Genomic DNA, 26,609 nt, shown 5'->3' on the forward strand with positions numbered 1-26,609 from the left:
TAATACTCCATATATTTAGCTGAGGTAGTAACTGTTGTAGGCGAATTTTTAATTCTACCAGCGGTAAAGTCGCTGTAACAAACTGTAATAGTTTTATTTTATACCTCGACTCACAATAAAAACATTGTATTAGCTTGAACAAAAGGAAGCAGCGCAATGTTTTTAACTCAATGCCAAAAAGAGAAAATTGAGTCAATTGTTGATAAGAGCAATGTATTTTATCCAAATGACGACTTCAATAATCTAAAAAGTCAGTACAATCGATCACGTAGGGTATTTAATCGAAAATTTGATTTTGTACCAAGCGCGGTAGTTCAGGTGACCAGTACTGAGGAGGTTTCCGGGCTCGTTGCGTATTTGCAGAAAGAGGGGATCGATCTCACTGTTAAATCAGGTGGTCACGATCACGAAGGTGAATGTGTTGCCACCGGGAAAGTATTAATCGATTTTGAATGCATGGGCCAAGTCGACGTCAGTGAGAACAAATCATTAGTTAGGATCCAGCCTGGAGCAAAATTCGTTAGCATTAAAGCGGAGCTCGATAAACATAACCTTGGGATCCCGCATGGCACGTGCATGACGGTGGCGATTGCTGGCTACACCATGGGGGGCGGTTGGGGTCCTTGGACTCGAAGATATGGCATGGGGTGTGAGCGACTTATTGGTGCAACAATTGTACTTGGTGATGGCACCATTGAGTATCTTGGACAAAGCGCAACTCATCACAATAAAGACCAGTCTGCGCATAATAGTCAGCTTTTAAGTGCCTTGCGAGGCGGTGGTGGACTAAGCTACGGCATTGTCACTGAGTTTTTCTTTGAGCCATTCGAGCTGCCAGAAATCGCACAAAGTTTTGTGATTAAAAGAGACACAATACCTGCTCTGGAAAATATTAAAGCCACAACCATTATTGCCGCTTGGGAGCACCTAATTGCAAACGATAAAAATCACAACTTAATTGGGACTAACTTAAAAGTTGACGCTAAAGCAGTGGCCTGTACATCTGAAATCAGTGAAGATGCTGTGCTAGATTGGCAAATGAATGGACACTTTGGTGGCACAGTCGAAGAGCGTGACGCATTATTAGCTGCATGGGCAAACATTGTTGGCTTGACCGGGGGAGCATCTTCACAATTAACCGCTGCTAATTCACTGTCGGAGCTGTATAAAAATGTCAATGTAGATACTCAGGTACATGCAAGCACCAGCAATGCAGGCGGTTATGTTCTGAACTTTGATAGCTGGGATCGCAGTACAGGCATAGAGCTTGAAACAGATGGACCTGCACCGCATAAAATTACCTCAAGAATGCCTACACCGGATTGGGATGAGGAAGGGCGAGAGGCGTTGGTTAAATCTTTACAGTCAACTTTGCTCTTTGATCAAAACAGTGACTCAACAGTGTCAGCTTATATTACGCTAGGCGCAATAAGTGGGCCGTTCTACACAAATAAACTAAAAGCTCCGCTGAACGAAAGGGTGTCTTGTGCGTTTCCTTACCAAGACCGACCTTTTACCATCCAATATCAAGCATGGTGGGACCAACCGGACAAAGGCAAACCAGTGAGCAAAGAGCAAGAGATTGCCACGCGTTTTTATGAGAATAGAGCACAAGATTGGATTGAGTCATGTCGCAGCTATGATATTCCGCAAACTCATGGTTCGTTCATCAGCTTTAAAGATGCCTCAGTTGAAACGAAAGACTACTTTGTCGATAAGTATGAAGAATTAATCAACACTAAATTAGAATGCAGTAAAGACGATAAGTGTTTACTTAGAAGCCGTAAGACGATTATTTAAGGTCGTTTTATTTCCGGTCAAATTGCAATCATGCCATCCATGTTTTGTGGTTGGCGTGATTGGTAAAGCGATGTCAGCAAAACCCGCTATAACATCCTCCATATTTAGTTATTTATTAATTTAATCATGAACTTGCACTTTAAAGCTTAGCGATATAAATTTCGGAGTCTAAACGCTTATTTTATTTACTGAGAGAGACCAAAAAATGGAAAAACTGTTTTCATATGGGACATTACAGTTAGAACAAGTACAAATTGAAACTTTTGGTCGCAAGCTAAAAGGTGAAAAAGACCAGCTTGTTGGCTATGTGCTATCCGAGGTTAAAATTACCGATGCTGAGGTGATTAAAACCAGTGGTAAAGACATACATCCGATTTTGAAATATACAGGTCACGCGTCAGATATTGTTGAGGGTACGGTATTTGAAATTACCCCTGAGGAGCTTGCCCAAGCAGATGAGTATGAGGTGGATGAATACGTTAGGATAGCAGGGCAGTTTCAATCAGGTCAGCAAGCTTGGGCTTATGTTTGCGTGGCAACAGAATCAACTAGAAGCTGATAGTTTTCATCGTGCCTTTTTAAAGTTTTAGCAGTGCAGGTCGCGCGGCACTATGCAATCTAGCAGCTTTATAGTCGTCACTCACGCTTATAAAGGCGAACATTATCAAGCCTGCTTTTGAGTCCAAGAAGCTTGTACTTCAAATGATAGAGGTCTCAGCCTGCCCTCTTAAACTTCTGAAATAGTAGGGTTATCCCAAGAGACTTGAGAGAAATTATCGGTTAGTTTTTTATTTGGCTAATGTCTTGTTTTAAAAAGCCGTCATATAAGGCTGCAGCAGTGTCTAGTGGTTGGTTATCCAGCTTAGCCACTCTTCCTGAGGGGAGTGGCAAACCATGTATTGTTGGTCGATATATTGATACCGACAATAATAAAATAATCAGTACCAAAAATGCGGTAACGGGTGCTCAATAGTGATTCTTCAATTCATCACTTTGCATTGTTAGTGGGGATTGTTTGTAGGTATTATCTTCTTCTTTGAATAAATACATAATCAAGCCTTCCTCTAAGTAAAGTGAACCCATACTCCAAATGATAAAAGCTTTTGACTCACCGCCTAAATATTTAAAGCCGTATGGTTTACCCCATGGATCGAGTGGTACATCTTTGAGCAAAGCTGGAGAGGTTTGAGAAAGTTCCAAGAAGTTTTGGAGTTGACTAATTTCTTTATTCAAGAGCTTATCATAGGCGACAACGGCGGTTCGAAGTAATAAGATATCTAACTCCACTTTTTCGACTAGCGCGTCAGATTTACAGCTAAAGGGGTTTACCAGAAATGTGAGTAAGCCTATGCTCAATAATGAAACGCCTAAGAGGTATACAAAGTACTTTTTCATTCTTTATTATCTGCTCATTCGTACGATATAGGGTTTACTAAACAACACCTTACCTGCTACGAATGAACTCACACCTAATTGCACCGTATTTGTCTTGGACGGCTGTGAAACCTATAACCATGCGTTAATAGCCTACGCAAATTGAGCGCGCCACTTGCTTGGGGTAGTACCCAGTTGTTTCTTAAACTCTGTATAAAAAGAGCTTTTATTATTAAAGCCGCTATCAAGGGCGATTTGAGTGATGTTATCCTTTGTTGTACTTTTTTTGAGTAGCTCACAAGCGAAATGGATTCTGTGCTCATTGAGCAATGTGTAAAAACTCTTGTTCATATGCTCATTTAACAGCTCTGAGGTTTGATGTTGAGTAAGTCCAAGTTGGTCTGCAAGCTGCGCAAGCGTCAATTGGTTGTCTAAAAACACTTGTTCTTTTTCTAGTAACTGTTTGAGTTCATCAATGCAACTTTGCGCAATTGAGGGGCAGAGCTGCAGTTGCTTTTTTGTCGATGGGGGCTCAACTTCGTGCATATGCTGTGTTTGTTTTATGTGATACACGGCTTTGAAAGAGAACAAGAGTAAATATATGCAAATACTGATGTTAAGTGTCAACCAAAGTGGGTAAGTAAATAACGCACCGCTTAAAAAGGAGATAGCGACACCTCCATTGAGTATGACTACAAATATAATCCAAGCGAGCAACCGCTTATCACCTTGAAGAGTACCTACCTCTGCGTCACTGTGACTATGCCAAATTGCAGTTAAATAGCTGAACATTAAGCCAAAGTAAATAATATACATGAGCTCTGTTTGGGCATGAAAGTGAGCAACTTTTATAGCTAAAAAAATGAAAAATGGCGCGCAGTGAAGAAAAACGACGCTTAAATTAGGTTTTGACTTATATCTATAAAACAAATAAGTCAGGCCACAAAATAACAAGATACAGTTATTGGCAATTTGCGATATGAGAGGAGATTGCACATGAAGTTTAATTTGTATGTAACTTATCAGCGGGATCAGCATCAGCGTTAAATTTGCAAGAGTTAAAAAGTGCATACCTTTATTAAAGCTGCGTTCAAACTTAAGCATCATACCAGCACAAAATACCGTTATCAGGCTTGAAACGAGGTAAAGTTCTTGTTGTAACCCTAGCAACATATATTGTTAATCCTTAATGAAACTATGTTGGTTTATATAATTAGCTGTCAGTTTAGCTAAATTGACAGAGTTAATTACCTGATACATATGCTTATTAATTCAAATAAATCCTATTTTATCAAGGTGGAATAAATTTGTTTGCTGCGCTTTAAAAATAAAAAGGTGATAAATACAACGACTAGGAGTCATCATGAAATCTATTCAAGCAGGTTTAGTTTTATTAGGTTCAGGGTTTTTAAGCTTTAATGCGAGCGCGGAGCCCCTAACAGCAGCACAAGTAGAGCAGGTCAAACAGAATGTTTTAACGTATATGAGTACTTGGAACATTCTTGAAGAGGATGAGCGAGTGAGTCACTTGGAACGCGCGACTAACCCAGGCTTTCGCTACCAAGACCCAACAACCGCTGGGTTTTTGGTTAACGATGCGCAAAGCGTCAGTAATTGGATCGGTGGATTTCAGGGGCAAATGCGTGACTTTGGACTCTGGCCTTTTGATGCCACTTTGGTGTCAAATGTTGAAATACATGGCAGTGTTGAAAGCACAAACATAAGGTTTAATTGGCATATTTCTGCATTAGGAGGTGCGGTGACGGTAGCCGAAGGAGTGGATTACGGCACCGCCTCGAACTTAAAGTTGGACTCTATTACGGGCTTTTTTGGCGCGCTTTCACCACTTTGTCGCTCACCACAATGGCAAGCTGGCAGCACTTATGTGAGAGATAATCAAGTGACATTCAATGGCGCAATTTATAAGGCGAGTTGGTGGACGCAAGACTCGCCAGAGCAAGACGCACAAGCCTGGGTAAAATTAACAGACTGCAGTATGGCACCGTAACGAATAGTTAGCAATCAAGCAGAGTGGCTCATAACGAGCCCTCTTTTATTCTTTCAGAAAGCATTGAAACTTTATTTCTTGCCGCTAATATAAATAGGGTCTTGTCTAAGAAATAAAGGATTATTTTATGAAGAATAAGCACTATCTTATCGATCGCTCCCTTCACTGGTTTGCCGCTTTTTTGATCCTATTTATTTTAATGAATATGGGCACGCAAATTCACAATATCGATTACCGTATAAAAGGTCAGGCGCTACACCGCCAAGAGGCGATTGAAACGCATGCATTAATGGCGCTGGGGGTATTTGGTTTAATTTTGGCACGGCTTGGCTGGGAAAAGTTGTTCGCAAACAGGCTTCCCCGTCAACCCATGCGCAATACATTCCATTTGGGATTAGTAAAAAGCATACATGCATGTTTCTATTTAATATTATCTGGGTTGGTGATCACAGGATTAGGTATGGCGATAAACGCCGAAGTGGTTATTCAATTATTTGGTATGCAACTTTCTGATGCGATTAGCAGTGACGGACGTTTTTATGCCAAGATGCTAGACATTCATTTAATGCTCATTGACACTCTGTGGTGGCTGATTGGTCTACACTTTTTGGGTGTGTTGTATGCACGTAAGTAGCTATTCAAAGTGCAGGGGCAATGATTGTCCCTGCAAGATATTTTTACTTGATGGTTTCTTTTAAGGCTGCAAGTAATAAGGCCACGTTTTGCTCATTGGCTGTGCTGCCCATCAGACCTATGCGCCATGTTTTTCCTGCAAGTTGGCCAAGTCCTGCACCGATCTCTAGGTTATATTTACTTAATAAAGTTGATCTGACTTGCATATCATCAACCCCATCAGGCACCAACACAGAATTGAGCTGAGGTAGACGATGTGTTTCATCAACCAAAAACTCAATGCCGAGCTGTTCAAGGCCATGATGAAGCTGCTCATGTAACCTTTGGTGACGTTGCCATGCGTTTTCTAGCCCTTCTTGCTTGAGCATAAGTAAGGATTCATGTAACGCATATAATGAGTTAATCGGGGCAGTGTGATGGTAACTGCGTTTGCCTTCACCAGACCAATAATCCATCACCAAGGATTGATCTAAAAACCAGCTTTGCACCTTGCTTTGACGAGATTTAAGTACTTCAACTGCTTTTTCACTGAAGCTGACAGGAGAGATCCCCGGTACGCATGATAAGCATTTTTGAGAACCTGAATAGATGGCGTCAATACCCCACTCATCAACTCTAAGCTCGCTGCCGCCAAGAGAAGTGACAGCATCTACGATGCTCAGCGCGTTATATTGCTGTGCAATTTGGCATAAGCTTTTTGCATCACTGCGGGCACCGGTTGAGGTTTCGGCGTGCACAAACGCCAAAGCTTTTGCATCAGGGTTCGCTTTGAAGGCGTCACTCACTTTGTCAATTGAGACTGGGTGACCCCATTTATCTTCGACAACAATGGCTTTGGCACCTACGCGTTCTATGTTTTCTTTTAAACGACCACCGAATACACCATTAATACACACAATGACTTTATCACCGGGCTCGATGAGATTCACAATACAGGCTTCCATTCCCGCAGAACCCGGCGCAGATAGGGCAATAGTAAAGGCATTTTGTGTGCCAAATGCATATTGCAGGAGCTGTTTTATCTCGTCCATTAAGCCGATGAATTGCGGGTCTAAATGACCAATAGTTGGCCTAGATAGGGCGCCTAAAACTCTCGGAGATACATTAGAGGGACCTGGACCCATCAATATACGTGGTGTTGGATTAAAAGACTCAAACATAAAAATTCCTGTTGTTAGCGTGTTAGTCGATTTAAACGATGAAGCGTTAAAAAAGTGCTTGGATTTTATCGAAGTTTTATTGTGTGTTTATTGATACATATTATCCAGTGTTTAAAGAAAATTTTATTTAATGATGGTTTCTGTTGAACATGTCGTCTTTTGCCATTTGACGTACATTAAATTCAAAAGGCTGGCCAGTGCAACCAAGAATAAGCAGCCGCTCAATACCGGAAACAATAAAAAGTCGATGTGTGTATTGCCAGCCATGATGATGACAAGCGGGGTAGCGCCTGCTGGCGGATGAACCACTTTGAACAGTTGCATTAAGGCAATTGCTAACCCAACACCAATGGCCATGAACAGAATGCTTGAGCCAAATAAAAATAACATAAACAAGCCAATGGCGGCTGAAAGGCAATGCCCGCCGATGACATTTTTTGGCCTTGATAACGGGGAGTGAGGAACCGCAAAGAGCAATACACACGTTGCACCAAATGGGGCCATTAAGATCGGGTGATGCACCAACGAAGAGAGCATGCCTAACCCCCAAATTCCCAAAAAACCACCCACAAAACCTTTTGTGATATCAGTTAATCTACTCATCTTATCTCCTTACGTTAGCGCTGCAATTTTAAATGTGTACAAGCCTGTACACCTCTTGCTAAAAAGAGTACAGATTTGTACACTTCCAGACAAGAAATTTTTTGGCAAAAAAAACATGGATATACAGCAGCATATTTTGGATGTGGCAGAGGACTTATTTAACCAGCATGGGTTTAACGTGGTTGGTGTTGACCGAATAAGAGATGAAGCACACGTGTCCAAAACCACCTTGTATCGACGCTTTGGCGATAAGCTAGGTTTAGTGGAGGCTGTGTTGCATAGACGGCATGTGCGCTTTGAGCAAATGCTTGATGAGGTTATCAGTGCGCATGACTGTCCGAAGGATAAAATCTCAGCCATTTTGGATTGGCATTTTGATTGGTTTGGGTCGCCGCAGTTTAAGGGCTGCATGTTTATGCATGCCCAATCAGAATTTAAATGCACAAAGCAAAAACCAAGTGAAATTGCAGTCGATCATAAAGCATGGCTGTTGTCTTTATTTATTCGTGCTCTGGGTGAAAATCAAGTTAATGCACAAGAGCATGCCGAGATGTTACTGACCTTTTTTGAAGGCATGATAATACGTGCTGAGTTCGGTTGTATTTTACATGATAAAGCGTTTTACAAATCGGCCTGTTTGAAGTTACTACCATAGAAATAAATACATGTTTAGATAAATTGCTTTCTAAGCCAGTCAACAAAAATTTGTTGTTGTTGACTGTAGCGTACTTCTTGCGAGGACAAATAATATCCTAAATTTGAGGAAACTGGTTGGTGATCAGATGAAGTTAATACGCCGTTTTGCTCAAGCATGCTAACTAAGCTGTGCGAGGCAAAAACACAGCCAGCGCCAGCAATGGCTTCTTGAATGCAATAGAGTTCTTGGTCGTAGGCGATAAGATCAAATTGTTTATGATTCATCTGATTTTGCCTTAACCACGCTGACCAAGGGGCTCCGGGAAGTGATGAGTTTTTCCACTTTGGCATAAAAACAGGACTTTGATTTATGCCGCCAATGTTTGGATTGAGATATAAATTAAATTGCTCAATAGAGAGGATTTGGTGCTTTTCAATGTGGCTAATATCACCAAACCGAATGGTAATAGCCTGATTATCATGGACCAGATGTTCGCCGGTGATCACAGACACATCAATATCTGGATTTAATTTCGCAAAGTCTCTTAAGGCTGGGATAAGTTTTTGGGCTGCAAAGGATGAGGTGGTGTGTACCGCAATGCACTTACTTTGATCTACTAGCTGATGAAGCGCCCGTTCTATGGTGCTAAACCCAGAGCCAGTGGCTTTTGCCAAATCAGCCCCAGCAGTTGTTAGTGTGACTTCTCGTGTTTTTCTAATGAATAGTTCGATGCCCAAGCGCGTTTCAAGGTTTTTAATATGATGAGACACGTTAGTTGCCGTGAGGTTTAGCTCGTCGGCTGCGAGTTTAAAACTGTTGTGACGTGCTGCTGCGTCAAAAACCTTAAGTGCCTGCATTGATACGTTGATCATCGGTTATTCCTGAAACTAAATTAGTTAAATTATACATGAGTAAAACTTATTTATAACTTGGTTCTTTTCATTTGTCGCAACATGCCAAAAACAGCAAAATTGCAGCCATCAAACAGCAACAATAGGTATGCAACTCCATGTATTCAATACTTCATATAGACTCAAGTATCAGAAAGCGTGTCAACGACAACCCGAGCCATGATTCAATCTCTAAACGTTTAGCCCATAGTTTTATTAAAAATTTAAAAGAAAGTTCATCCATAAAAGCATATCAGCACCGCGACGTGGGGATGAATCCACCGCCTTTTACTGATCAGGATTGGTTAGGCGCTGTATTTACGCCACAACAGAGTCGCAGTGAACAACAGCGCCAGAAGCTGGCAATATCAGATCTATTAATTCAAGAAGTGAAAGTGGCCGATATCATCGTTATTTCTACCCCAATGTATAACTATGGTATGCCCGCACAATTAAAAGCATGGTTTGATCAAATTGTGAGGATCCATGAAACATTTAGCTTTGACTTAAATCGAGGTGATTTTCCACTAGAGCCGATTTTGAGTGGGAAAAGCTTGGTCCTAATTACGTCATGTGGAGAGTTTGGCTTCGAAAAAGGAGGAGTAAGAGAAACGATGAATCACTTAGCGCCGCATATTAAAACCTTGTCCAAGTATTTAGGGTGTGAGCAAGTATTTGAGATTGCCTCTGAGTATCAAGAGTTCGCGGACTTACGTCACCAAACCTCATTAGAGGCGGCGTTTGTTGAAACTCGCACGCTAGCACGTAAGCTTTCTTAATTAATTTGTAACAGCAAAAAGCGATTTTTGCTGTTTATTCTCGTTCTGACAGTCTTTATGATTGGTGCATATTCATTAATTTTCCAAAAGGAGTATGGTTTGGCTGATCACTCTCAACACTCTTCAGTTGCACAGATATGTAAACGTTATTTTTTTGAGCAAGATTTACCAGAGCAGAAGCTTGAAAGTTGGCACTTTTGTGATAATGAGCATGATGCAAATACGTGTTTAGCTTTGGTGCTCGCCGGAGAGAAAAAAGCAACTTCACCATCTTTATGGTGGTATGAGGCAAATAATGAATCACTGCCTCAAGAAGGCGATCTAAATGTAGTTACAAACTATTTAGGAGAGGCGCGCTGTATTATAAAAACCACCAAAGTGACCATTACGCCGTTTAATCAAATTAGCGAAGCCTATGCGCATACAGAAGGTGAAGGAGATAAATCGCTTGCATATTGGAAGCGTGTTCACTGGGCCTATTATCATCGAGAGTTGGCTGATACTGATTTTGAGCCTGAGCTAGATATGCCCATTGTGTGTGAGGAATTTGAAGTGGTTTTTGTTCAGGAGGCATCATGATCGAAGCGGTGATTTTTGACATGGATGGAACGTTAATTGATTCAGAGCCAATGTGGAACGAAGCAGAAAAGCAAGTGTTCAGCAGTTTAGGCGTTGATATTAAAGAGGAGTTAGCTGTTAAGACAGCGTCGATGACAACCATGGCTGCTGCTGAGTTTTGGTACCTGACATCTCCTTGGGTTGGAGAGTCTATTTCACAAGTGGCGGATAACGTCGTTAATAAAGTATCTGAGCTCATTGTACAACGAGGTGAGGCACTACCTGGGGTACTTGATGCGCTGGCATTTTTAAGTGAAAAACAGATAAAGATTGGGTTGGCAACTAACGCACCAAGTGTGCTGATCCCAGTGGTATTAAACAAACTAAACATTGCACATTATTTTTCAGTTTGTTGTTCATCAGAGTATGAAAAATCAGGCAAACCTAGCCCTGATGTTTATTTAAATACAGCGGCTAAGCTTAACGTTGCGCCGCAAAATTGCCTCGCAGTGGAGGATTCCATAACCGGACTTTGTGCTGCGGAAGCTGCAAATATGTGTACGCTAGTTGTGCCGCACATCGACGAGTACCATAGTGAAAAGTTTAACCACGCTGATTATAAACTGGAGAGCTTAAAAGCGCTTAAATCACTGTATCTATTTGCAGAAAATCATCGTTAGTTGCATAAAATGCGTTCAAATGCAGTTAAATAGGGTGTCTTACTTTGCATTTATTGCAAGCTATTACTAGCATCAAACTGTGGTGTAACGAAAATTATTTCGCTAAGGAAGACAATGAAGATTTTGATCGTAGATGATACTTACTTTATGAGAGAGCTAATTAGCGAAAGCTTGCAAGAGCGTGGCTTTAAAGAGTTGACCCAAGCGTCAAATGGCGAAGAGGCACTTCTGGCATTGTCGGATAAGAATTACGATTTAATTGTGACAGATTGGAACATGCCAAAAATTAATGGGGTAGAGCTGATCAAACGGATGAAGCAAAACCCCTCATGTCGAGATACAAAAGTGATTATGCTGACTGGAGATACGACGCCAGAAAAAATACTGGAAATGAAAGCGCTGGGTGTCAATGGCTACATCTCAAAACCGTTTACGCCAGAACTGCTTACCGATTTGGTGCTCAAACTCGCTTAGTGATGTTTCCTCTCCCCATCCATTTGCTTTTACTTAGTCTACAAATCTACCTCAACTACTTGAAAAAATGCTAAAAGGCATAGACTATAAGCGCAGTTTATTAACTAACCTGAAATGGAAATTGAAATGACTAAAGTTTTGCATACAGAATCTGCGCCAGCGGCAATCGGCCCATATGTTCAAGGGGTTGACTTAGGAAACATGGTAATGACTTCTGGTCAGATACCAGTAAACCCAGCGACAGGTGAAGTACCTGAAGCCATTGCTGATCAAGCACGACAATCACTTGAGAATGTTAAAGCAGTGGTTGAGTCTTCGGGCTTGAGTGTTGCAGATATTGTAAAGCTTACTGTATTCGTTAAAGATCTAAATGACTTTGGTACAGTTAACGAGGTGTATGGTAATTTTTTCGATGAGCATCAAGTTGCTAACTACCCGGCGCGTTCATGTGTTGAGGTTGCACGCTTGCCAAAAGATGTAAACATCGAAATTGAAGCGATTGCAGTACGCAAATAGTGCTGATGCAATGGTTAAGAGGGGCTTAGGTTCCTCTTTGAGTTATAGAACTTTCTTAATTCATATACGAATAAAAAATCAGTAACACAAATCATGCTTAAACTCATACCCTCTCTCGCAGAACATATTGATGCCTTCATCGAGATGGAGCAGTACAGTGATACCGCGCAGTTCATCATTCCCTATACGAAAGCTCAACATCAAACTGAAATGCACAAGCAGGATGTCATTTACTTATCAATATTATCTCATAAGGTTTTATCCGGATTTATCATCTTAGCGCGACAAGCCAACAGAGAAGTTGAATTCAGGCGAATTGTTGTCGACAGTAAATTTCGTGGAATTGGACAGCAAGCGATTGTACAAATGGAGCAGTATTGTATGACGCAGTTTGATACTCAAAGGATCTGGCTGGATGTGTTTGAGTCAAACCAGCGTGGGTTACATATCTATAATAAATTGGGTTATAAACAATTTAAAACCGCGCCTCATCAAGGGCAGTCTCTAATTTTGATGGAAAAGTACCTGTAGATAAAAAACAGTTTTGACAAAAAATATAGGTACAGATATGCTGATAAAATGCACAAAATAATAAATGAGAATATTCGACACATTATCATCATCATTCCATAGGAATGGTGGGATTTGATGTGCAAAGATTTTATCAAACCCGCCCAATACGGCGGGTTTTTTTATGCGGTATTGGGAGACAAGTTATTAAGGAAAATAAATGAAAAAAGTCGCCGTATTTGGCAAGCCTGGTAGTGGCAAGTCGACCTTTAGTCAGTATTTAGCAAAGCAGGTAGGCTTACCTCTGCACCAATTAGATATCATGGTGTTTAATCAAGATGGCAGCCAAGTCTCACAAACGCAGTTTGATGACAGCCACGACAAAATTCTACAGCAGCCAAGCTGGATTTTAGAAGGGCTGGGTCCGTTGGGATCTTTCAAGCAGCGTCTAGCTCACGCTGATACACTTATTTATATCGACTTACCCTATTGGTTGAGCTACTGGTTTGTGACAAAGCGCGCAATTAAGGGGTTATTTAAAACCCCAGAAGGGTGGCCAAAAGGGTGTTCGATTATACAAGGCACACGTCAGTCATATCATTACCTAAAACTATCTCGACAGTTTTGGAATGATGAGTTTGAACAGAACTTAAAACACATCGCCAGTGATAAACAACTCTATATCGTGCGCTCATTGAATGAGCTTAGGTCGTTACAGCGTCAGTTAGTCAGCTAATTGCTAATAAATGAGCAATAGTCATTGCTCATCTTTATCACTCATCTTGCTCAAATGTGGCTTGCAATAAGGATTCTGTTTGAATCGCAATGTCTTTCATTTTGATGGCATATTGTTCTAGCGCTTTTTGCTCTGGTGTTTGAGCAACAAACTTTGATACTGGGATTGGGTAACCTGCTTGATCCATCGCGATAAAGCTAATGATGCAGTGATTGGTTTCGACCATGTGTTGTTTTTGTGGATCGCCGCATCGAACCTGAATAAAAATTTGCATACTGGTTTTTCCGGTATGTGCAATTTTTGCAGACACCTCAACAATTTGACCCACTAAAATAGGCCTGTGAAAGCGAACGCCTGCCACGGATACGGTTACGCAGTATGCACCGCTCCAGCCAGCAGCACAGGCATAACCAGCTTGATCTATCCACTTCATGACAACACCACCGTGTACTTTCCCACCAAAGTTGACATCGGTTGGTTCAGCTAAAAATCTGAAAATCACTTCTGATTGGTTGGCCATGTCTACCTCATCATTTTTTGAGTCTGAGGTAAGTATAGAAAAAAAGGGGCATTTCGCCCCTTGCAATTTAGGATATGTAAATAATTGGTTGGTTTTACATATTCGGGTAGTTGGGACCGCCTGCGCCTTCAGGGGTTACCCAAGTAATGTTTTGACTGGGATCTTTGATATCGCAGGTCTTACAGTGAATGCAGTTTTGTGCATTGATAACAAACTGTTTCTCACCGTCTTCATTTTCATTCACTTCGTAAACGCCTGCTGGGCAATAGCGCTGTGCAGGCTCAGCGTACTGTGCTAGATTCACTGAAATAGGGATGGTTTTATCGCTCAGCTGTAAATGACATGGTTGTACTTCTTCATGGTTCGTATTAGATAGAAATACAGAAGAAAGCTTGTCAAAGCTGAGTTTGCCATCTGGTTTTGGATAAGCGATTTCTGTTGCATCTTTTGCAAGTCTTAGAGATTCATAATCCTTGCTGATGTCTTTGATGGTGAACGGTAGAGCACCAGAGAAAAAGTTCTGATCAATCATGTTATACGCGCCACCTAAGTAGCGACCTAGCTTGTGCATGGCAGGGCCAAAGTTACGCGATTGATATAACTCTTCGTGAAGCCAGCTGGCTTTAAACTTAGCATCGAAGCTGTGTAAATCTGCTTTTGCATCTTCTTGTGAGAGTGCTTCGATAATGGTATCAGCGCCAATGATCCCTGATTTCATGGCTGTATGATTTCCCTTGATCTTTGCAAAGTTCAAAGTTCCCGCATCACAACCGATCAATAAACCACCTGGGAAGTGCATTTTTGGTAAAGCATGTAAGCCACCTTTGGCAATGGCTCTAGCACCGTATGAAATACGCTCGCCGCCTTCAAGTGTTTGCTTAAAGACAGGGTGGTGTTTCATGCGTTGAAATTCATCAAAGGGGCTAAGATATGGGTTTTTGTAGTTCAGGTCGATAATGAGACCCACCACAACTTGGTTGTTTTCGGCATGATACATGAACGAGCCTCCATGGGTCTCGCTATCAAGAGGCCAGCCTGTACCATGCACGACAGTCCCTTCTTTGTGTTTTTCAGGGTCTATTTGCCAAATTTCTTTAAAGCCAATACCATAGTGCTGAGGTGTGGCATCTTTATCTAGCTCAAACTCTTTGATTAGCTGCTTACCAAGATGTCCTCGGCAACCTTCTGCAAATACTGTGTACTTAGCTCTAAGCTCCATACCTGGCATATAAGTGTCTTTTGGTTGGCCATCTCTATCTAAGCCCATGTCACCTGTGACAATGCCTTTTACTTCTTTGTCTTCGATGATTAAAGAGTGGGCACTAAACCCTGGGAAGATCTCAACGCCAAGCTCTTCAGCTTGCTCCGCTAACCAACGACAGACATTACCCATTGAAACGATGTAGTTGCCGTCGTTTTTAAATGTTTTTGGCACCACCATGTGCGGCAGGTTGGTTGCGTTTTGCTCATCTTTGAATAGGTAGATTTCGTCTTCAGTGACTTTAGTGGTGACTGGTGCCCCTTTTTGTGCCCAATCAGGGATGAGTTCATCCAGTGCTTTGGTTTCGAATACCGCACCGGACAAAATATGCGCACCCACTTCAGAGCCTTTTTCTACCACACAGATCATGAGTTCTTGTTCTTTTTGCTGTGCTTGTTGAGCCAGTCGAATAGCGCATGATAGACCCGCAGGGCCCGCCCCCACTATGACGACATCAAATTCCATGGTTTCACGTTCGACCATTTTTACCTCGTATACATTGACGGTAGATTAACTTAAACTCGAGTTAAGTTTTTTTTACGTTAAGCTAAGGTTATTTTAGGTTGACGTTTACGTCAACAGGAAGTACGCTGGTTTCATCAAATTGTTTCATTGACGTACGCGTCAGCTATACAAATAACCAGATGATGGAGTAACCATGAAAGTACTTGTACCAATCAAACGCGTGATTGACTACAACGTCAAAGCGAGAGTCAAGGCAGATAACAGCGATGTTGATCTTACAAATGTAAAGATGGCCATGAACCCGTTTTGCGAAATCGCAGTAGAAGAAGCGATTAGATTAAAAGAAGCAGGTAGTGCAACTGAAGTAATTGCCGTATCTATCGGTGATAAAGCTTGCCAAGAACAACTTCGTACTGCACTGGCACTTGGTGCTGACAAGGCAATCCACATCGAAACAGATGCAACATTAGAATCTCTTCATGTTGCTAAATTACTGGCTAAAGTAGTAGAACAAGAAAACCCTGAATTGGTCATTCTTGGTAAGCAGTCAATTGATGCCGATAACAACCAAACAGGACAAATGCTAGGTGCATTGACTAAACGTGGTCAAGGTACGTTTGCATCTAAACTTGTTATCGAAGGCTCAAATGCTGTGGTAACTCGTGAAGTAGACGGTGGTCTACAAACTGTCTCACTGGCGTTACCTGCGATTGTAACCACAGACCTTCGCTTAAACGAGCCTCGTTATGCGACACTGCCTAACATCATGAAAGCAAAGCGTAAGCCGCTAGATGTTATTGCAGCAGATTCATTGGGTGTAGATTTAACACCACGTGTTGAGCTTGTTAGAGTCGATGAGCCTGCTAAGCGTGAAGCAGGTGTCATTGTAGAGAGCGTTGAAGAGCTAGTAACAAAACTTAAGACAGAAGCAAAGGTGATCTCATGAGCGTATTAGTTATTGCAGAACATGAAAATGGCGTATTGAAGCCAGAAACCGCGAAGGTGATCACGGCAGCTATTAAAATTGGTGGTGATATTGATGTATTAGTCGCTGGTAGCAATGTAGCTGCTGCGGCAGACTCTGTTGCTGGTATTGCGGGTGTTTCGTCAGTAAAATTAGTGGACGACGCTAATTTTGAACACCAATTAGCTGAGAACACCGCTGATTTAGTGGTTGAGTTGGCAGAAGATTACAGCCATATCCTAGCAAGTGCTTCTACAACCGGTAAAAACATTTTACCTCGTGTTGCGGCGCTATTGGACAAATCACAAATTTCTGAAATTGTCGACGTAGTAGATGCAGACACCTTTAAGCGCCCAATTTATGCGGGTAACGCCATTGCGACGGTTAAATCACTTGAGTCACAAAAAGTTATCACTGTTCGTGCAAGTGCATTTGATGCTGCGGGCGAGCAGGGCCCTGTGTCTGTAGAGTCATTATCAAATGGCGCAGCGAACAACCTAAGTAGTTTTGTTGGTGTTGAGCAAACTGAATCAGAGCGCCCAGAATTAACCGCTGCACCTGTGATTATTTCAGGTGGCCGTGGCATGCAAAACGGTGATAACTTCGCATTATTAAACGGTGTTGCTGACAAGCTAGGTGCTGCAATAGGCGCATCTCGTGCTGCTGTTGATGCGGGCTTTGTACCAAATGATATGCAAGTCGGTCAGACAGGTAAGATTGTCGCGCCAGATCTGTACATTGCGGTGGGCATTAGCGGTGCCATTCAGCACCTTGCTGGTATGAAAGACTCTAAAGTCATTGTAGCCATCAACAAAGATCCAGAAGCACCGATTTTCCAAGTTGCTGACTATGGTCTAGTCGCCGACTTATTTGACGTATTACCTGAGCTAGAGCAAGCTCTGTAACCTATTCTGGTTGTTGAAGCCGTGTGCGTTATGCCGCGGCTTTTTTCATTTAATATGTTTGAATTACAACAATCAATAATTATGCGCTGGCATGAAAGCCAAACTGATACACTTCAAGTTTGTTGATCATAGTTTCATAATTTCTGACCACATCTTGTGTTGCTGCACCCTGATTTTTAACTGCGGATAAATTTTCTTTTAATTGACCTATCACATCGAACTTTTCAGCTTTTGCTTGAGCAAGCGTCGTCCTGCCGAGCTCACCATCATGCTTAATTAAATTATATCGCCCAGTTAAAAATGCAACCTCGCCAAGGCTTAACACGCCTTGCTGATAAAGCGCCTCAGCGGCATTGGATTGCTCTTCTAATGTCATATTAGAAAAATCAAATTGCCTACCGTGTATATTACTATGAGTATCTGTTTTAGCACTATGGACTGAGTTTGATTCAGTCACGGCTTGGCAGTTTTTTAAAGTTTGATGTCCACTTGGGGTTTGGGGAGAACTGGCTGTAATGTTACTGATCATCTTTTATCCTTAAAATGAGATTGAGCGTATAAAATATAAGCAACAAACATTCCATGAGGCATTCATTGTCACGAAGCAAAAAGTTGGTATTGTCTAAGTATTTCGAAGCTCTGAAGGTGTGATACCAAACCAACGTTTAAACGCACGTCGAAAGTTAGGCAGGTCATTAAACTTCAGTGCTTTTGCTACTTGCGCATTAGAGTAGCCTTGTTGCTGAATGCAAAATGCAGCTTGCTGGCTAAGCACTTTGTCTTTTAAACTACTAAATTGGCTATTGTGCTGAGCGAGCTTTCTTTTCATTGTTGCTTCACTGACCATAAAGTGGTCGGCAAGGTCTTCCAAACAGGCCTTAGGGTATTGAATCAAAAATGTTTCCGCATAGGAAAGAAAGCCCATTGATAAGCTGGGCTGCAAGCTTGTCAATTTACTCTGTAGCGCTGCCACAGCATCTCGTTGAGGAGTTTGCAGCATTTTTTTGTTGATGATCATGACACATGCATGATGTCCGAAAGATAACTTGCCGGTACGCAAAACGTGATAGTGCTCAATATGGGTTGGTATGGCGTAGGGCAGTTGAAGTTGCACTTTTAGCTCGCTGAACCGCCAATTAATAAATCCACTAACAAGGCTGAGCCAAACTTCGAGCAAAAATTGATAGGTGCTGATGGAGGGCTCACTCACAGCTGGGTTGATGAGTAGGTGAATCGCTTGTCGCTCCCTAAACATCCGAACGCTAAAGTAGGGGAATAGGTCATTTTCTAGTTGTTTGCAGGCAATCAGCAAGGCTTTGAAATCAAAGCAATGAAACAAATACGATGCATATTTTGCACACAGGCTATGTAACAGGTGCTGACCCAATACAAAGCTAATATCTTTGCTCAACTCATGTTTTGTAATATTTGTTATGATCTGCTCTAGTTCCTCATTACTAGAAAGGTGGCTTTGCGCTTTGAAATCCTTGTAAAATAGCTTAGTGCCTTTGAGCGCTTTATCTGGGTGGATACCGCGTTGCTTTGCGAGTTCAACCAGTGGCTCAAGCAGTTGATGGCTATTAAACCTAAGGTCACCTGTTTCAAAGTAAGGCATTAGCATGCCTGCTTATTGTATATGAGTTGAGTCATCAGTTGTTCAAAGATTTGCTCACTTTGCATCGGAAGTGAAACTTCAATACAGGCATAATGCAAGGTAGTTGGGTTTAACTTTACGAGATTTTTATCGTACTGATGATGCATTTTTGCAGCTGCACAGACCCTATTTGTGATATCTATGGCTGTACTGAGTTTAGTTGCGGGATATAAGACGACGAATTTATCTCCAGCGTAACGGCAGGTGAGATCACAGCCTCGAATATTTAAGGTTATCAATTGTCCTGTGTCACGGAGCAGTAATTCACCTTTGGTGATGCCATGCTCAAAGCAAAATCTGTTATAGGCTTTTAAGTCCAAAATGGCAACGCAGAACCGAGTACCATTATCGATGAGCTGTGAAATCTCTATATCTATCTGTTTTTCCATATAACGCGCACTGTAAAGACCAGTAACATAATCAGTAAAAGTGTGCTCTCTAAATTGTCGCTCTTTTCTTAATAACGTTAAGTTTAAAAAGGTTTGCTCTTGATACCACCAATACATGGCAATACTCATCACAATCATACCGAGCAGTGCGGGGAAGGCTTCAAGTGAGCTGAGAGTTGGATGAATGTGGTTAAAAGAAAAAAACTCATCTAAGCAATCTAAGAGCAGTGAAATCAGCATCAAGGTGAGGCCAAAAGAAAGCGCCGTCGTAACGCGTCCTTGTGGGCGGCTCAATAATGTTGCAATTAGCCACACCAAAGACATGGCAGCAAGTCCTCCTTCACCAATCGCGTCAAGTATTTCGAACTGTACGTATGGCTTTAATTCACCAAAGTGTATTGCCAATACTATTGTGATGGTGACAGACACGACAAGCAGTGCCCATAAATGAAAGTTTTTTATCGATGTAATAAAGCGAGCCATAAATAGATGCCGAGCAAAATGTTTATTGTTGTTATGTTATTGCAGTGAAATTTCTTGAACAGGGTCAATTTAGCTCATTACTTTGACAGTTTTTTTTAACTTTGATGGCACTTTAAGGCTAAAACAGTCTCGGTTTATTGTTTTCGGCTTATTTAAGAGGGTGAAATTAGCTCAAAAGCATAGCTTCAGGAGCTAAAAGCTTGTTAAATCAGCATCTTCAGCAATGAGGTGAAATAAATAATTCATATTGTACAGATATTGTGGCCGCGATTTTTAGGGTAATCACACAACACAATCTGTAAGAGATAAATATGAAACAATCACGACCGTTACCTTTTTCAAAGCCCTACCAAGCCATTGCGCTGATATTAGGTGTGTGTGCAACTGGTGTACATGCAAATACGTTGCAGGGGCAAGTAGGGGATATACAAAACAAAGCCTTTTTTGAAGGCGTGCATGTCAAAATCGTTGAGCTAAATAAACACATCACTACAAGTCGAGATGGGCGTTTTGTGTTTACTAAACTGCCAGAAGGGGAATACACGCTTGAAATCACCTACATTGGTGCTCAACCGTCCGTTCAAACAATAACAATCAATGACGACCAACTAACGCAAGTTGCTGTGAAGCTAAAACCTGTACAAGAGGATTTAGACAATATCATTGTGGTTGGCCAGCGCGCAGGACAAGCTGGCGCATTTAATCGACAAAAAAATGCAGATGGTATCATGTCTGTGGTGAGTGCAGACAGCATTGGTCAACTTCCTGATCAAAATGCCGCAGAAGCGCTACAGCGCCTGCCTGGTATGTATATTCAGCGCGACCAAGGTGAAGGGCGTTTTGTTGGGATCCGCGGTATAGATCCAGGGTTGAATAATGTGTCGATTAATGGCGCGAATGTACCTTCGCCAGAAGCTGGGGTGCGAAGTGTCGCGATGGATGTGATCCCCAGTGAAATCATTCAAAGCTTAGAGGTGAGTAAAACCGTCACGCCAGATATGGACGCCAGTGCGATTGGTGGCAGTATCAATGTAAAAAGCCTCAGCGCGTTTGACAGGCAAGGGCGAAGTTATAGCTTTACGGCGCAAGGCTCTTACAACGAACAGGTCAGCGAGTCTAGCCCGAAACTTTCAGCGAGTTTTAGCGATATATTTGCGCTTTCCAATAATACACAGTTAGGTGTTGCGACAGCCGTTTCTTGGTTCGAACGAAAGTTTGGTTCCCATAATATGGAAACAGATGGGGGGTGGATGGCTTTAGAGCAAGAAGAGGCTACGACGGGAGAAGATGCTGCATTTTATGGCGCCGAAGAGATAGAGCAGCGTCACTATCTAGTGACTCGTGAAAGGCTAGGGGCTGCGCTTAATTTAGACCTTCACCATAATACATTCAATAAGTACTATTTGCGGACTTTATACAGTAAATTCTCGGATGACGAGTATCGTTTACGTAACGAATATAAGTACGATAAAGGTAAGTACGTAGCCGCCGAGTCGAATTCAAGTTCGGCGTATTTCACAGATGCGGAAATGGACAGAGACACCAAAGATAGATATGAAGAGCAAAGTATTTTGTCATTGGTGGCGGGTGGTGAGCACATATTGCAAAGCTGGTTTGTGGAATACAACCTTGGCTATTCAAAATCGGATGAAATTGAGCCAGACCGATTAGATGTGGACTTTGCGGGTGAAGGCTTTGCATTGGGTTACGGCAGTCTAGGTGAAACACCAACACTCGCTCGCTCAGAAGATGCGCATGAATTAAGTAACTTTGCATTAGATGAAATTGTCAGTGAACATAACCTGAGCGAAGATGAAGCGGTTAGTTTTAAGCTAGATGTGAGTAAAGATTTAATTGTAAAAGGGTATAATGCGCAGCTAAAAGTCGGTGTGAAATACAGCGACCGTGAAAAAAGCAACCTTGTGAATACCAGCGTCTATGATGATGGTTTTGATGACGTGACGGCGATGCAGTTTGCAGCAGGCAGTCCAGAATTTGAACTAGGTCAGTTTGGACCCGGATTATCGCGAAGCGGCATAAGAAGCTTCTTTGCAGAGAATCAAGCACACTTCACGCTTAATCAATTAGAAACAGACATTGAGAGCAAAGGTAAATCCTATATATCTGAAGAGCGGGTATCAGCTGCTTATGTGATGGCGAGTATCGACATTAATGATTTGAATGTTATTGCTGGGCTGCGCTACGAAAATACAGACTATGAGACATCAGGGAGCCGCGTCGAACTACTCAAAAATGAGATAGAAGACAGTGAACAAGTTGCAATTACCCCATGGAATGTCAGCAAAAGCTACGACCACTTATTACCAAACCTGACTCTCAGGTATGCCTATTCGGATGAATTGATTACGCGTTTTGCCTATACACATACGATTGCAAGACCAAGCTTTGGTGATGCCGCTGCTTTTCAGTTACTGGAGAGCGAAACATCCAGTGATGACGATGGTATTCAAGTTGAGCGAAAAGGTGAAGTGGGCAACCCCAATTTAAACCCTTATGAATCGAGCAACCTTGATTTCTCAATTGAATATTACCCCGGCAAGATTGGCATTATGTCTGCGGGGCTGTTCCACAAAAATATCGATAACTATATTGCTAAGCAGCAAGTACAAGACAATGGCAATTGGGATGGCTTTGAAGAAGTGATCCAATCGGTCAATGGTGGCAAAGCCCAGTTAAGTGGCATTGAGCTGGCGTACACGAAAAACTTTGATAATGGCCTGATGATTTCAGCGAATGGCACTTTTATTGATGCGGATGAGAGTCTGCCAAATCAGTCTGACACAGTGGCGAACTTGATGATTGGTTATGAAAATGACGAGATCAGTGCCCGCCTCAGTGCTAGCTACAAAAGTCAGTCGTACATTATGACTGAGAATGATGCGCGAGTGTATCAAGACGCCCATAACCAAATAGACCTCAGTGTGAAGTATTTCATCGATGAGCAAACCCAAGTTTACTTTAATGCAGTCAATTTGATGGATGAGCCGTACTACGTGTATCACGGCGAGCAGCGTTATAACTATCAATATGAAAGTTATGGCCGCACTTATCAATTGGGTATCACCTTAAGTTCTTTCTAATTTTTTCTAAAAACAACCATGGCGCTGCTTGGGTAACCTTGCAGCGAAAATTTATGACGTTATCTACCTCTTACTTGGCAGCATCAGCATTACTACTCAGTGGCACTTTTAATGTGGCAGCTAAAGATTCTATTTCGTTTTTGGCTTTTGGTGACGGGGGGTATCACCCAAATTACCCAAAAGCCAAGCATATTGAGAAGCCCAAAAATAAACAGCAATTTATAGCAGCTGAACGCGCTGATTGGTTGGAGGACCACAGACCAATAGAGGAGTTTAATCACGCCCCAATCTACATTTATCCTGGCACCGAAATCGCCACAGAAGATACCGGCGCTGCGGCTGTTGGTAAGGCAATGGCGACACTATGTGAGCGCAAAGCTTGTGAGTTTGGCATTCAACTTGGCGATAACATCTATCCAGATGGTGCGGATGCAAATGATGGCAAAGATGACCAAAAACGCATGAATGATTTGATATTGGGTCCCTTAAAACCGCTATTTAAAAATAATAAAGAGCTGGTGGTTTACTCTGCGCTTGGCAATCATGATTGGAAGACATCTCGAAAGGGCGTAAAACTGCAAACGCAATGGATGGCTAATCAACCTAACTTTCATATGGATAAACGCGGATACTATAGTTACAAAATTGGAAAGACAGGCAATGATGTAGAGTTTTTTGTGCTCGATACAAATATGCTGTTATCAGGGCAGCATTATTATGAAATTCCACTGGCAAAAGATGGCAGTGAGCAAGGTCTTGCGACGGCACTGGCACACGGACATGCTGAAGTGGAAGACATAGAAATACATGAGTCGCCGGTCAGTGGTGAAGATCATAAGCAACTTGCTTGGCTTGCAAAGGGACTCAAAACTTCAAAAGCAAAGTGGAAAATTGTGTATGGTCATCACATCTTGTGGTCTATTGGCGGAACAAAATATGATGAAGGGCATGTGCTTCGTCGTCTGATTTTACCTGAGTTATGTCAGTATGCAGATGCGTATATTGCAGGGCACGAGCATGATCTTGAGTTACTGACAGATGATTGCTCTCGTGTTATGCCGGGTAACGAAAAGCCTAAACTTCCACTCATTATCAGTGGGGCAGCATCAAAAATGCGAGGGACGCACACGCCATTTTCGCAGCAACAAGAAAAGCGTTATCCAGAGTATGACTTAATTTGGGCTAAGAGCTTTATTTGGGGCTTTGCTCATATTGAACTCGATAATCGCAGTGATAGTTTAAATGTCAGTTTTTACACGACGCCACATGATAAGTCTGGCCAAGTGATCCCGGAAGCGAGCTTTTCTTTTAAACATCGTAGTGAGTAGGGTTATTTAAATTATTATATCTCGAATTATTAAAGGGTTAATATTGGGAGTAATCTATCACTTTATTTCTTTTAGCTGTTTTCTGATTTTGTGTATTTTAATGTTGTTTTTTTCTTTTGTGGGGTGTTATAATTTTGTGGTTTTTATTAATAAGGAAATTTTATGAAATTAATCGGTAGTGCACTATTAACTTTTTCAATATTATCTTTATCGTCAACAGCTAGTGAAAATACCCTACAAACTGAGCAGAATAATTATTATCTTGGCGGAGTTGTGAAACATGCTTTGGCAAATAGCCGAGCTTGCATTCATCCAAATGGTGGTAATATAAAATTTAAAACTCAAAGTGGCACTAATGTAGTGGTGCATGGGGATGCATGCAATAGTAATGAAGCTCGTATTTCCTGGTTCTATACATATGAGAAACAAATTCGTTGGATGGGAGATAATGAGTCTGACTCGTATAGAGCAGAGCGCACAGGTTTGTGCTGGGAGCCTAAGTTTCATAGCAATAGTTACGGTGGCGTAAACAATAATACTGAGGTGGTTCTGCGCCCGTGCGATCCAAATAACCCATGGCAAAAATGGTCATTACAAAGGCATGGATATTGGTCCGCTGCCCAAATAAAAAATGATATGGCATACTCTTGTGTGCATATTAATAAAGGAGGGTTTAACCCGAGAAATAATGACTCTTTAGTTATGTTCAATGAATGTGATAACGAGCCTCGTTATATGTGGCATATTAGATAGTGGCATTATTATAGAGAGTTTTTATTTTAATTTGTTGGGGGATCTCCCCAGCAATATTAATAGATGTTTATAACATGTTTTTAATTTGCTCTTTTTTTTAAAAAGGAGAGCGGGAATAAAAAGTTTTTATGAAGGTTATAATTTTTCATGTGCAAATATAATTTATAAAAACTCTATCTGTAAAAAAATTAATTATCTCTTCGACTGAATACTCCAGGGCAAGATCATGAACTTTACCTTGACATAATTTTATGATCTTATACTGCTTTTGATATTAAGCAGCCGAATTATGTCAGCCAATACGTTGTTCGAACACTTTTCTTCCATTGATGACCCACGCCAACAAGGCAAAGTGCAACATCCATTATTCGATATTCTGTTTCTAACAATCAGTGCCGTAATCGCTGGTTGCCAAGGTTGGGAAGAAATTGAAGATTTTGCCCATGACAAACTATCTTGGTTACGAAAATTTATAGCACTATCGAACGGTGTGCCTCGGCACGACACGATTGCACGGGTCATAAGTCGCATCGATATGAGCCAGTTTCAAACCTGCTTCTCTCAATGGATGCAAAGCTGTAGCGAGCTAACCGGCGGCAGTGTGGTTGCTATTGATGGAAAAGACTGAAAGGTTCATTTAAACAACCTGATAGAAAAGATGCTATCCACATTGTCAGTGCGTTTGCCTGTGAAAATGGCGTAACGTTAGGTCAATGTAAAACCGACTCTAAGTCCAATGAAATCACCGCCATTCCAGATTTGTTGCAGTTATTAGAGCTAGAAGGCTGCTTAGTGACGATTGATGCGATGGGCTGCCAAAAGGAGATAGCGAAGCAAATTGTAGAAAAAGAAGCGGATTATTTGCTGGCTCTCAAAGCTAATCAAAGCATCTTATTTGAACAAGTGAAGCAGCTCTTACAACCAGAAATATCACGCCAGATAGCCTAAGACAGCTTATTAAATGAGGTAGATTACCAACGAGGTCGTGAAGAATTCAGGGCGGCTGTAATCTGCCATGATATGGCTAAAATCTCCGCAAGTGCTAGCTGGGCCAATTTACAAAGTGTAGGCGTGATAGTGTCTTACCGTAAAGCGGATAACCAACCGCAAGGTGAATTAACATATCGATATTACATCAGCTCAGCGAACTTGAGTGCGCAAAGACTAGCTGAAGCCACACGAGCACACTGGCGTATAGAGAACAGTCTTCATTGGTGTTTAGATGTGGCAATGAATGAAGATGACTGCCGTATACGCCGCGACGGTGCAGCAGAAGTGTTTGCTGGTGTTAGACATATTGCATTGAATTTATTGAAGAAAGAAACATCCTTTAACAAAGGCGTGCGAGCAAAACAGCTAAAAGCCGCTAGAAACGAGAGCTATCTAGAAAAGGTATTGAATAGCAAGTGATTTTTCATGCTCTTGCCC

The 26,609-nt window shown here is 41.7% G+C and carries 27 protein-coding genes and 1 pseudogene; 18 read left to right on the forward strand and 10 right to left on the reverse strand.

All coding sequences use genetic code 11. From position 1 onward, the window contains the following. The first annotated feature begins 156 nt into the window (after positions 1-156). Positions 157-1,800: an FAD-binding oxidoreductase gene (locus tag N473_RS02210; protein ID WP_063366536.1), complete on the forward strand. Its 1,644-nt coding sequence runs from the start codon at positions 157-159 to the stop codon at positions 1,798-1,800. 205 nt (positions 1,801-2,005) lie between these two features. Next, positions 2,006-2,359: a gamma-glutamylcyclotransferase family protein gene (locus N473_RS02215; RefSeq protein ID WP_063366537.1), complete on the forward strand. Its 354-nt coding sequence runs from the start codon at positions 2,006-2,008 to the stop codon at positions 2,357-2,359. A gap of 407 nt (positions 2,360-2,766) precedes the next feature. Here the strand turns inward: N473_RS02215 and N473_RS02220 are convergent, their stop codons facing one another. Together N473_RS02220 and N473_RS02225 are read right to left on the reverse strand one after the other, a co-directional pair. Then, positions 2,767-3,195, reverse strand: coding sequence for a type II secretion system protein GspG (locus tag N473_RS02220; RefSeq protein ID WP_063366538.1), 429 nt, complete (start codon positions 3,193-3,195; stop codon positions 2,767-2,769). A gap of 132 nt (positions 3,196-3,327) precedes the next feature. Next, positions 3,328-4,347 (reverse strand): helix-turn-helix domain-containing protein, encoded by a 1,020-nt coding sequence (locus tag N473_RS02225; protein WP_063366539.1) that lies wholly within the window; start codon positions 4,345-4,347, stop codon positions 3,328-3,330. Between the two features lie 190 nt (positions 4,348-4,537). On the opposite strand from N473_RS02225, the gene N473_RS02230 reads away from it, so the two are divergent. Continuing rightward, positions 4,538-5,182, forward strand: coding sequence for a carbohydrate-binding protein (locus N473_RS02230; RefSeq protein ID WP_063366540.1), 645 nt, complete (start codon positions 4,538-4,540; stop codon positions 5,180-5,182). Positions 5,183-5,309: 127 nt separating this feature from the next. Further along, the gene (locus tag N473_RS02235; protein WP_063366541.1) at positions 5,310-5,816 is read left to right on the forward strand and encodes a cytochrome b/b6 domain-containing protein; all 507 of its coding nucleotides are present in this window, start codon (positions 5,310-5,312) and stop codon (positions 5,814-5,816) included. A 43-nt stretch (positions 5,817-5,859) separates the two neighbouring features. Here the strand turns inward: N473_RS02235 and N473_RS02240 are convergent, their stop codons facing one another. Then, positions 5,860-6,975: a pyridoxal-phosphate-dependent aminotransferase family protein gene (locus N473_RS02240; RefSeq protein ID WP_063366542.1), complete on the reverse strand. Its 1,116-nt coding sequence runs from the start codon at positions 6,973-6,975 to the stop codon at positions 5,860-5,862. A 123-nt stretch (positions 6,976-7,098) separates the two neighbouring features. Then, positions 7,099-7,578, reverse strand: a complete 480-nt coding sequence (locus N473_RS02245) for an HPP family protein (protein WP_063366543.1) — start codon at positions 7,576-7,578, stop codon at positions 7,099-7,101. A gap of 115 nt (positions 7,579-7,693) precedes the next feature. Between N473_RS02245 and N473_RS02250 the strand changes: the two genes are divergently transcribed. After that, positions 7,694-8,233 carry a TetR/AcrR family transcriptional regulator gene (locus tag N473_RS02250; protein WP_063366544.1) on the forward strand — a complete coding sequence of 180 codons (540 nt, stop codon included), beginning with the start codon at positions 7,694-7,696 and terminating at the stop codon, positions 8,231-8,233. 14 nt (positions 8,234-8,247) lie between these two features. Here the strand turns inward: N473_RS02250 and N473_RS02255 are convergent, their stop codons facing one another. Further along, complete coding sequence (locus tag N473_RS02255) at positions 8,248-9,087, reverse strand: LysR family transcriptional regulator (RefSeq protein ID WP_081220900.1); 840 nt, start codon at positions 9,085-9,087, stop codon at positions 8,248-8,250. A 137-nt stretch (positions 9,088-9,224) separates the two neighbouring features. Here N473_RS02255 and N473_RS02260 point away from each other — a divergent pair, with 137 nt between their 5' ends. From N473_RS02260 to N473_RS02290, 7 genes are all read left to right on the forward strand, one after another. Then, entirely contained in the window at positions 9,225-9,884 is a 660-nt protein-coding gene (locus N473_RS02260; protein ID WP_063366545.1) for an FMN-dependent NADH-azoreductase, read from the forward strand. Between the two features lie 99 nt (positions 9,885-9,983). Then, a complete protein-coding gene (locus N473_RS02265) occupies positions 9,984-10,463 on the forward strand; it encodes an ASCH domain-containing protein (protein WP_196766358.1) in 480 nt (159 codons plus the stop codon). Further along, a complete protein-coding gene (hxpB, locus tag N473_RS02270) occupies positions 10,460-11,122 on the forward strand; it encodes a hexitol phosphatase HxpB (RefSeq protein ID WP_063366547.1) in 663 nt (220 codons plus the stop codon). The genes N473_RS02265 and hxpB overlap by 4 nt, the downstream gene beginning before the upstream one ends. A gap of 114 nt (positions 11,123-11,236) precedes the next feature. Next, the gene (locus N473_RS02275) at positions 11,237-11,596 is read left to right on the forward strand and encodes a response regulator (protein WP_039609724.1); all 360 of its coding nucleotides are present in this window, start codon (positions 11,237-11,239) and stop codon (positions 11,594-11,596) included. Between the two features lie 126 nt (positions 11,597-11,722). Then, a complete protein-coding gene (locus tag N473_RS02280; RefSeq protein ID WP_039609725.1) occupies positions 11,723-12,112 on the forward strand; it encodes a Rid family detoxifying hydrolase in 390 nt (129 codons plus the stop codon). A gap of 93 nt (positions 12,113-12,205) precedes the next feature. After that, positions 12,206-12,643 (forward strand): GNAT family N-acetyltransferase, encoded by a 438-nt coding sequence (locus tag N473_RS02285; RefSeq protein ID WP_063366548.1) that lies wholly within the window; start codon positions 12,206-12,208, stop codon positions 12,641-12,643. Positions 12,644-12,842: 199 nt separating this feature from the next. Next, positions 12,843-13,358 carry a hypothetical protein gene (locus N473_RS02290; protein ID WP_063366549.1) on the forward strand — a complete coding sequence of 172 codons (516 nt, stop codon included), beginning with the start codon at positions 12,843-12,845 and terminating at the stop codon, positions 13,356-13,358. Between the two features lie 37 nt (positions 13,359-13,395). Here N473_RS02290 and N473_RS02295 read toward each other — a convergent pair whose 3' ends face one another. Continuing rightward, positions 13,396-13,878, reverse strand: a complete 483-nt coding sequence (locus N473_RS02295) for an acyl-CoA thioesterase (RefSeq protein ID WP_039609728.1) — start codon at positions 13,876-13,878, stop codon at positions 13,396-13,398. 94 nt (positions 13,879-13,972) lie between these two features. Then, complete coding sequence (locus tag N473_RS02300; protein ID WP_063366550.1) at positions 13,973-15,622, reverse strand: electron transfer flavoprotein-ubiquinone oxidoreductase; 1,650 nt, start codon at positions 15,620-15,622, stop codon at positions 13,973-13,975. Between the two features lie 175 nt (positions 15,623-15,797). Between N473_RS02300 and N473_RS02305 the strand changes: the two genes are divergently transcribed. Both N473_RS02305 and N473_RS02310 read left to right on the forward strand, forming a co-directional pair. Further along, the gene (locus N473_RS02305) at positions 15,798-16,550 is read left to right on the forward strand and encodes an electron transfer flavoprotein subunit beta/FixA family protein (RefSeq protein ID WP_063366551.1); all 753 of its coding nucleotides are present in this window, start codon (positions 15,798-15,800) and stop codon (positions 16,548-16,550) included. Then, complete coding sequence (locus N473_RS02310) at positions 16,547-17,473, forward strand: electron transfer flavoprotein subunit alpha/FixB family protein (RefSeq protein WP_063366552.1); 927 nt, start codon at positions 16,547-16,549, stop codon at positions 17,471-17,473. Before N473_RS02305 ends, N473_RS02310 begins: the two co-directional genes overlap by 4 nt. A 79-nt stretch (positions 17,474-17,552) precedes the next feature. Here the strand turns inward: N473_RS02310 and N473_RS02315 are convergent, their stop codons facing one another. The 3 genes from N473_RS02315 to N473_RS02325 all read right to left on the reverse strand — a co-directional run bounded on the left by N473_RS02315 (position 17,553) and on the right by N473_RS02325 (position 19,999). Then, complete coding sequence (locus tag N473_RS02315; RefSeq protein WP_063366553.1) at positions 17,553-18,002, reverse strand: hypothetical protein; 450 nt, start codon at positions 18,000-18,002, stop codon at positions 17,553-17,555. Between the two features lie 93 nt (positions 18,003-18,095). Next, a complete protein-coding gene (locus tag N473_RS02320; protein ID WP_063366554.1) occupies positions 18,096-19,088 on the reverse strand; it encodes a helix-turn-helix transcriptional regulator in 993 nt (330 codons plus the stop codon). Beyond that, on the reverse strand, positions 19,088-19,999 hold the full coding sequence (locus N473_RS02325; protein WP_063366555.1) for a GGDEF domain-containing protein: 912 nt from the start codon (positions 19,997-19,999) through the stop codon (positions 19,088-19,090). Before N473_RS02325 ends, N473_RS02320 begins: the two co-directional genes overlap by 1 nt. Before the next feature lie 311 nt (positions 20,000-20,310). On the opposite strand from N473_RS02325, the gene N473_RS02330 reads away from it, so the two are divergent. The 4 genes and pseudogenes from N473_RS02330 (at position 20,311) to N473_RS02345 (ending at position 26,591) form a co-directional block, all read left to right on the forward strand. After that, a complete protein-coding gene (locus tag N473_RS02330) occupies positions 20,311-23,100 on the forward strand; it encodes a TonB-dependent receptor (RefSeq protein WP_063366556.1) in 2,790 nt (929 codons plus the stop codon). Between the two features lie 53 nt (positions 23,101-23,153). Further along, complete coding sequence (locus N473_RS02335) at positions 23,154-24,428, forward strand: metallophosphoesterase (RefSeq protein ID WP_063366557.1); 1,275 nt, start codon at positions 23,154-23,156, stop codon at positions 24,426-24,428. 162 nt (positions 24,429-24,590) lie between these two features. Then, positions 24,591-25,181: a hypothetical protein gene (locus tag N473_RS02340; RefSeq protein ID WP_063366558.1), complete on the forward strand. Its 591-nt coding sequence runs from the start codon at positions 24,591-24,593 to the stop codon at positions 25,179-25,181. A gap of 289 nt (positions 25,182-25,470) precedes the next feature. Then, positions 25,471-26,591, forward strand: a pseudogene (locus tag N473_RS02345) (ISAs1 family transposase). The last annotated feature ends 18 nt before the right edge of the window (positions 26,592-26,609 follow it).

Source organism: Pseudoalteromonas luteoviolacea CPMOR-1 (genome assembly GCF_001625685.1).
Classification (GTDB): domain Bacteria; phylum Pseudomonadota; class Gammaproteobacteria; order Enterobacterales; family Alteromonadaceae; genus Pseudoalteromonas; species Pseudoalteromonas luteoviolacea_K.